We start from the raw sequence: 7677 nt of genomic DNA on the forward strand, positions 1-7677 counted from the left end.
ATTGAGAGCATCTTCGGCTGCCGAACCCACTTGAACGGAGATACCATCGCCGAGATTCCCTTCCCCAGCATCGATGATGCCGCTACTGGTGTTGCGGATCGTTTGTTCGTCTCCAGTACCGTCGATGTAGACGGTGCCGTTACGCTGGTCTCCCGTGCCGAGAATGTTGCCCTGGTTGACGAGGGTGACGTTGTCGCCATCGAGGTTCACCGCGCGGCTGCCGGACTCGATGTTCCCCCGGTTGCCGATCGTCAAATCGTGTTCGGCGTTACCCACGTATAAGCCGTTGCGAGGTCCTTCGATCGAACCGAAGTTACGAATGCGACCCTCAAAAGCAACCCCATCTTCAATAACCACTCCCCCGAGGAAGCCGACATTCACCTCTGTGGTAATCTCTCCGAAGTTATCGAGAGAACCGGTAATCGTGGCTTCGTCTTCTCCGGAACCGTTGAAATAGCGAATGCCGCTCGAACCGTTGGCTGCTAAGCGACCCACTCCCGGTTCAAAAGCAGCTTGTCCCCGACCTTGGACGACTCCTCGATTGATGATGTCGATGTCTTCGTTCTCGGCATCTTCTGAAGCAATGCCAACTTGGACGGAGATACCATCACCGAGATTTCCCTCTCCCGCATCGATAATGCCAGGGCCTCGGTTGTCAATTTCGAGTTCGTCCACAGAACCATCGACGTAGAGAGTTCCGTTGCGCTGGTCTCCCGTACCGATGATTTCACCGAAGTTCTCCACAGAACTACCATCGCCATCGGTGATGTCAACGGCACGGCTGTTGGAGGAAATCGTCCCTCGGTTGATAAAATTGAGGTCATCTCCAGTCGAACTGACTCCATTGAAATCCCCCGCGATCGTCCCTCGGTTATCGATTTGGGCATCTTCTCCCTCCACGCGAACGGCAGTGTTTCCGGCATCGGGGGCAAGAATCGAGCCGTTTTGCGTCACCTGGAGACTGGCGTCATCACCAACAATATCGACGGCGGGTTCTCCGACGGGAGCGATAATTTCATTTTCAATAATGATGCTGTCATCATTTTCAAGAACGATCGAGTTAGCAAGGGATCCTGAGAAGTTTGGCACGATAGTTTTGCTCCTGTGATTCAGTAAAGTATTTGTCGTGTTGGAGCGAAGAAACAGCTGATTTTTAATGTTCGCAATTTGAACATCTTATGGCACTCAAACAATAGAAATTTAGAAACCAATCCTGAAACTCATCGAATTGAATTTCTCGAATATTCTTTTCGGAGTGCCGTTCTGATTACATCGAATTATGAAATTCAATCCTGAAGTTAGAACGATATCATCCTGAGAGCAATATGAGAAATTTAAGGACATTCAATCCTGAAAGGAAAACAATAGAATTCTGAGAGCAATATGAGAAAATTTTGCCAAAAATAGAGAGAGACTCACTCGAGTAGGAGAGCGAGTTGCTTCAAAAATTCAGTTTATTTTAAAGATTGGATATTGCTCGATTCTGTCGGAGTATAGAGGGAAGGATCGGCGCGCTCTCTGGGGGATTTAGCTTTTTTTGAGAGCTTGAATCCAGTCGCACTCGATCGACTCAAAGATATCTTTCAAAAGCTTGACATTTTTTTTATTTTATGAGTTTTAAATTTAAGAAACCCTTGAGAAAGTGAATATTAAGTCACCTCACGAAAACACCGTCATGGCAGATTAACGATCGCGCCTGGGGGATAATTCGCCATTCGCCCTACAATCAAACAATGACTTCACCACAAACTATCCCCAAGCGCGCGATCGTTATTGGCGGGGGGGCTGCCGGATTCTTCGGGGCGATCGCCTGTGCGAGAACCTATCCCCACATCCCGGTGATGCTACTCGAAGCGGGTCGGCAACCCCTCGCTAAAGTGCGAATTTCTGGAGGCGGACGCTGTAACGTCACCCACGCTTGTTTCGATCCGGCACTGCTAGTACAGAACTACCCCAGAGGTGGCAAGGCATTACGGGGGGCGTTTTCCCGGTTTCAACCGCGCGATACCGTTGCCTGGTTTGCCAACTTAGGAATTGACCTCAAAACAGAGGCAGACGGTCGGATGTTTCCCACCACTGACGATTCTGAGACGATCGCGAACGGGTTGCAATCGGCCGCGCGAGAAGCCGGGGTGAAGGTACTGACCGGCACGCCAGCCATCGGGGTGCAGCAAATTGCCGAGGAACAAGGGGGTGGATTCGAAGTTGCTCTGAAACACGGCAAGATAATGAAAGGCAACTGCCTCTTGCTGGCAACGGGCAGCAATCCCAAGGGATACCGCTGGGCCCAGGATTTGGGCCATACGATCGAATCTCCCGTTCCATCGTTGTTTACCTTTAATATTGCCGATAGAAGACTGCGAGCGTTGGCGGGAATTTCCGTTCCCCAGGCGAGGGTGCGGTTGCCGGAGGGAAAGCTGGTACAGGAAGGACCGCTACTGGTTACCCATTGGGGATTGAGCGGGCCGGCAGTGCTGAAGCTGTCGGCGTGGGGGGCGAGGTTTCTGCACGATCGCCGCTACAAAACAGAGTTGCGGGTGAATTGGTTGCCCCAGTGGGATGAGTCAACCCTGCGCCAAACGCTACAAACAGCACGATCGGATGTGGCCAAAAAAGCGATCGCTTCTGCTTGTCCCTTCCCCTTACCCAAACGGTTATGGCAATATTTACTCGATCGCGCTGGCATTGAGACTCGGACGCGATGGACGGAGTTATCCAAAAAAGCCCTCAACGCTCTCGTTCGCGAGTTAGCCCAGGGAGAGTATCAGATTACTGGGAAAGGGGTCTACAAAGAAGAGTTTGTCACCTGCGGGGGAGTGAAGCTCAAAGAGGTGAATTTCAAAACGATGGAGAGTCGCTGCTGTCCCCATCTCTACTTTGCTGGGGAAATTCTCGATATCGATGGAGTAACGGGGGGATTTAATTTTCAGAGTGCCTGGACGACGAGTTGGATTGCAGGACTTGCAATGGCAGGAGCGCTCTCAAATCCGGTTGAATCACCATAATTTAACGTCAGTTTTGGATTAGTGTTTCGGGTGTGGGGTCTAGGGGGTAGAGTTTCCGGCGACAACTCATACTTGAGGTTGATGGGGTGCGGTGGGGTTTGAAGTTTTTCGACCCATGACTCGAGTCCACCTCGCCTTCAGGACTTTCAAACATTCTTAACCCCTACTGACTTAATTGAATGAGCGGCAAGGGGAGCCGGGGAGGCAGAGTAGCTGTCGGGACGCAAGCATTTGGGCGATTTAGTTTGGGCAAAATGAAATCAACTGCCTGGGCGACGAACGGGCAAATCGAACGGGCAAAAACAGAGCGCGATCGCCCATCAAAGGAACCCAAGCGCAACAAGCAAAAGCTTTCATCATACTCTAGGTTTTCAAATATCGGCAAGTGGTTTTCCGAATTTGGAAAGCACGCACCGATACTTTTGTTCTACTGTGAAAAGTATGCAAGCGTTCACTCAACTCAATTGGTTTTAAGGGTTCACGACTCTTCTACTCCAAATACAGGGCTTATGTCATGACCAACAATAGAATAGGGCTGACTTTTTTGGTGATTGATGACCACGAAGCCATCTTGGCTGGTACGGTTCCCGCTCTGCAAGAGCAATATCCAGGGGCTAATATTTTCAAAGCTCGCGATCGCCTGGGTGCCGAACAAATTATCGATCGCGAGTCACCGGACTTGGTGATGGTGGATCTGAGTTTACCGGAAAAACCCTCAAAGTCTGCCAATCCCGAAGTGGGACTCGGACTTGTGAAAGAGCTACTCGCAAGTACCTTGGCACCTAACATTATGGTGCTCAGTACGGACGTGACTCCCCTGGTGCGCCTCAAACCGACCATCGCAACCTATGAAGGCGGTTTTGCAGCCATGGATAAATCGTTACCCGTTCGAGATATGTTGCACTTCGTCGAACTCGCATTGCGAGGATCGGTCTATTTGCCCCCTCAGATTCGATCGCGTCCCGAGTTCGATCGCCGATGGCTCGAACTGCTACAGCTCAAATTTAAAGAAGGCTTAACCGACAAAGCGATCGCCAAACGCATGAGTGTCAGCGAACGGACAATTCGCAATTACTGGATTAGAATCCAAGACACTTTGGGTATTTACGACGATCCAGACAAAGATATTAGGGTGCAAATCGAGATTGAGGCCAGAAAAATGGGATTGATATAGTTAATGAAAAGATGGTCGTTCGCACAACTCAAAAAACTCAAAAAACAGACAAAATTCTGGCGTGGGGCGATATTACCCGGACTCCTGATTATTCTGCCCATCATCATCGTTCGCCTCGCGGGATTTCTGCAAGTCCAGGAATGGATGACATTTGATACGTTCGAGCGACTACGTCCGACTCAACTCGAAGATCGTCGAATTACCATCGTCGGTATCGACGATCGCGATTTAAATACCGTCGGTGGATTTCCCATTGCCGACGCTCACTTAGCCACTGCACTATCGATTCTGCAAGAGTTTCAACCGCGCGTCATCGGTCTGGATTTATTTCGAGATACGATTGACAATCGAGATCGAGATCGGGCGCAACTCGGTACAGTTCTCGAAAAATATCCTAATATCGTTGGCATTGAAGTCGCCCTCAACCAAGAAGACAGCTTTAATGTCAAGCCACCGCCGGAGTTACCCCCCGAACGGATCGGATTTGCCGATTTGCTCGTGGATGCCGATGGTAAGCTGCGTCGCTGCATTCTGGCCAGCCGAACCTGGGCGGGGGATCTCAAATACTCCTTCGCCCTGCGTTTGGCCCAGCTTTATCTCAACCGAGAAGGCATCGAACTGCGCCATGGCGACAGCGACTCGCCTAAATCCTCCGACCCGATTGGGTTTGGAAAAACTCCGCTGGTGCGCTTTCGATCGAATTCCGGCGGCTACGTGGGGGCAGATGCCAACGGCAATCAAATATTACTCAATTTTCGCGCTGCTCCCCAACCCTTTGCGGTTCTGTCTTTGAGGGATATTCTCGATCGCAACTTCGATCGGGAGTTAATTCGCGATCGGGTGGTGCTGTTGGGCATGACGGCTGCCAGCGTTAAAGATACGTTTATCACCTCCGCCGTGAAAAACACCATTTATTCGACCCAACTTGGCAGCGTCGAGTCTCTCTCGAATCAGTTAATCTACGGCGTGGAAATTCACGCTCACGCCACCAGTCAAATTATTAGCGCGGTTCTAGAGGGGCGATCGCAAATTCGCGTGTGGGGAGACGTTTGGGAATACTTGTGGATCGCTCTTTGGGGTGCGATCGGGATTAGTCTCGGCATTGCCCTGCAATCCCCCTGGAAAACCATCCTCTGTCTTTTCCTCGGAAGTGGGGGACTCACCGTTGCTAGCTACTTTCTATTTGTTTGGGGTTGGTGGATTCCCATCGTCCCCACGATTCTTGCCTTCTGGGGCGCAGGACTCACCACGGCAATGGTCGATCGCGATTTGCGCCTGGAACTCGAACAGCGCCGCCAGACCATCGAGCGTACCTTCGATGCCGTTCACAACGGTCCCCTGCAAGATCTCGCCGTCATTTTAAGGAGTATTGACGATGAAGACTTGTCCCGCGAAAAACTGCGATCGCATCTCTCCTATCTCAATCAAGAATTACGGGGCATTTACCGGGAAATGCGGCAAGATGTCGTGACCCAGCGAGATAGCCTCTACCTTCCGGGGATGCCTGTCTTGGATTTACAAACCCCCATCTCCGAGTTACTGTATACGGTTTACGATCGAACCCTCGATCGCGATTTTCCTGGCTTTCGCACGGTCTTGACCTACATTCCACCCAATTTTTCCCCCCTGGACGCCTGTCATTTGTCCCCAGACCAAAAGCGAGACCTGTGTCAATTTCTCCAAGAAGCCCTTTGCAATGCCGGCAAACATGCCTTGGGGACCACGCGCTTGGATACGATCTGTACGCAAGAAGGTAATTGGTATTCCGTGCAAGTCATCGATAACGGTAACGGTCTTTCTGAGAGTGCAAGTTTGGGTAAAGGCGGACAGGGAACCCATCAAGCTCAAACCCTCGCTCGCAATCTCGGGGGTCGATTCGAGCGCCGTCCCAACAGCCCGCGAGGTACGATTTGCGAACTGCACTGGCCCGCATCTCGGGGGAAGATTTGGCAGCAACTGATACGATTTTGAGAAGTCGATCGACTTAAAAAGTCCCGTTCGAATTTAGGGTTGGCAATTGGTGGCGTGCAAGATAGGATATTTGATAGATATCTATATAACTCAGTGCTTTGCACTCAAAACGAGTCAAAAAACGATTAGCACGAAATTTAAAGGGTTTTGCCGCAATTCGATCTCCAATCGATTGCCACGATAAAACCCAATTCAAATATTAACGAGTGCCGCAATTCATAGACATCTAAAATATCGATCTCAATCCCTGAAATTCAAAGTTTATCGCCTGAGGGCACTTGAGTTTTCCATGCAGCGTGGCGTCTTTATCTGTGTAGCGATCGGTTTCTTGCTTACGATTGGTTTCGATCGGTCTGGTCCCATTAATCCGTTTCCTAAACCGATCGATGGGGCGGTGGCCGCTAATTCTGCGACCATTGATGAAGCCAACGGACAGATTATTCAAATTGAGGGAGATGTCAGCCTCCAACGAGAAAACGGACAAACACTCGCGCCGACAACGGGGACATTGCTCTATCCCGGCGATCGATTGCACAGTGCAGGGGGACTGGCTTTCGTTCAATGTAGCGATTTGAGTATTGACGCCGTCGGGGGTCGCTTTTCTCGAAGAAATCCTTGTGCGTCGGTCGAATCGTTCTTAGCTCGCCGAAATAGAGACCAGTGCGATGCGGATTCCTATCGATGTCCGAATCGAGGTGACGAGAATAACACCGACGAACCGACGATTCCCTACGTTATCAGTCCGCGACGGACGAATTTACTCAACCCTCGACCCCAGTTTCGCTGGAATACCGTTGAGAATGCCCAGAGTTACGAGGTTTGTTTGCTAGAAGATGAGGTATTACAACAGTGGTGTCGAGAGATCGATCGAGCGCAGATGAACTATCCTCCAGAGGAGTCACCACTCAAACCAGGGAAAAGATATCTGCTAACCGTTGGAACCGATCGCGGAACCTATGCCCCAAGCCTAAAGGAATCTGGCCTTTTCGGTGGTGTGGGTTTTAAGTTGCTCGATACCCAACAAGCCGAACAAATCGAGGAAATTCGATCGCGCATTGAAAGTCAAGACATCGATGCAACGGCAAAAGCTTTAGCCATCGTGTTGCTCTATACCGATAACGGCTTGATCTCCGAAGCGATCGATATTCTCGAAGCGTTGGTGGCGCGTGGTGTAGACACCGCTCCAATTTACGATCGTCTGGCTTGGCTGTATTCCGATTATTTAGCACTGGAGAGTCCCGATTTTCCACACGCTCTTGAAAACGCTCTTGAGAGCGAGATTGAGTTAAGCGATGTCGAGTCCGATCGGATAACGGAAATAGATTAGGACGCAAGCGATCGTATGAGGAGATGCACAGGGTCTGTCGGGGAAACGTCAGTTTTGCGACCGCGACGTGGACGGGATGCCGACTCTGGGTGAGATTCGGGCGGTTGGCAAGCCTCTTGATGAGCGAAGCGATCGCACTGGCTACATCTGGTTGCTGGGGAGCAAAGTACTTCATCCCGATTCCCCATTCCCCATTCCCC

5 protein-coding genes are annotated in these 7677 nt (G+C 50.7%); 4 read left to right on the top strand and 1 reads right to left on the bottom strand.

Annotated elements, in window-relative coordinates; all coding sequences use genetic code 11:
• The coding region (locus AC2215_RS16085) for a hypothetical protein (protein ID WP_486811006.1) at positions 1-1089 on the bottom strand (1089 nt) is incomplete at its 3' end.
• Between the two features lie 644 nt (positions 1090-1733).
• On the opposite strand from AC2215_RS16085, the gene AC2215_RS16090 reads away from it, so the two are divergent.
• The 4 genes from AC2215_RS16090 (at position 1734) to AC2215_RS16105 (ending at position 7477) form a co-directional block, all read left to right on the top strand.
• Positions 1734-3005, top strand: a complete 1272-nt coding sequence (locus AC2215_RS16090) for a BaiN/RdsA family NAD(P)/FAD-dependent oxidoreductase (RefSeq protein ID WP_486811007.1) — start codon at positions 1734-1736, stop codon at positions 3003-3005.
• A 514-nt stretch (positions 3006-3519) separates the two neighbouring features.
• On the top strand, positions 3520-4179 hold the full coding sequence (locus AC2215_RS16095) for a DNA-binding response regulator (RefSeq protein ID WP_486811008.1): 660 nt from the start codon (positions 3520-3522) through the stop codon (positions 4177-4179).
• Positions 4180-4182: 3 nt separating this feature from the next.
• Positions 4183-6150, top strand: coding sequence for a CHASE2 domain-containing protein (locus AC2215_RS16100; protein WP_486811009.1), 1968 nt, complete (start codon positions 4183-4185; stop codon positions 6148-6150).
• 328 nt (positions 6151-6478) lie between these two features.
• Entirely contained in the window at positions 6479-7477 is a 999-nt protein-coding gene (locus AC2215_RS16105) for a hypothetical protein (RefSeq protein WP_486811010.1), read from the top strand.
• Positions 7478-7677 lie beyond the last annotated feature (200 nt).

The sequence above is a fragment of the Zarconia sp. genome (assembly GCF_057467645.1).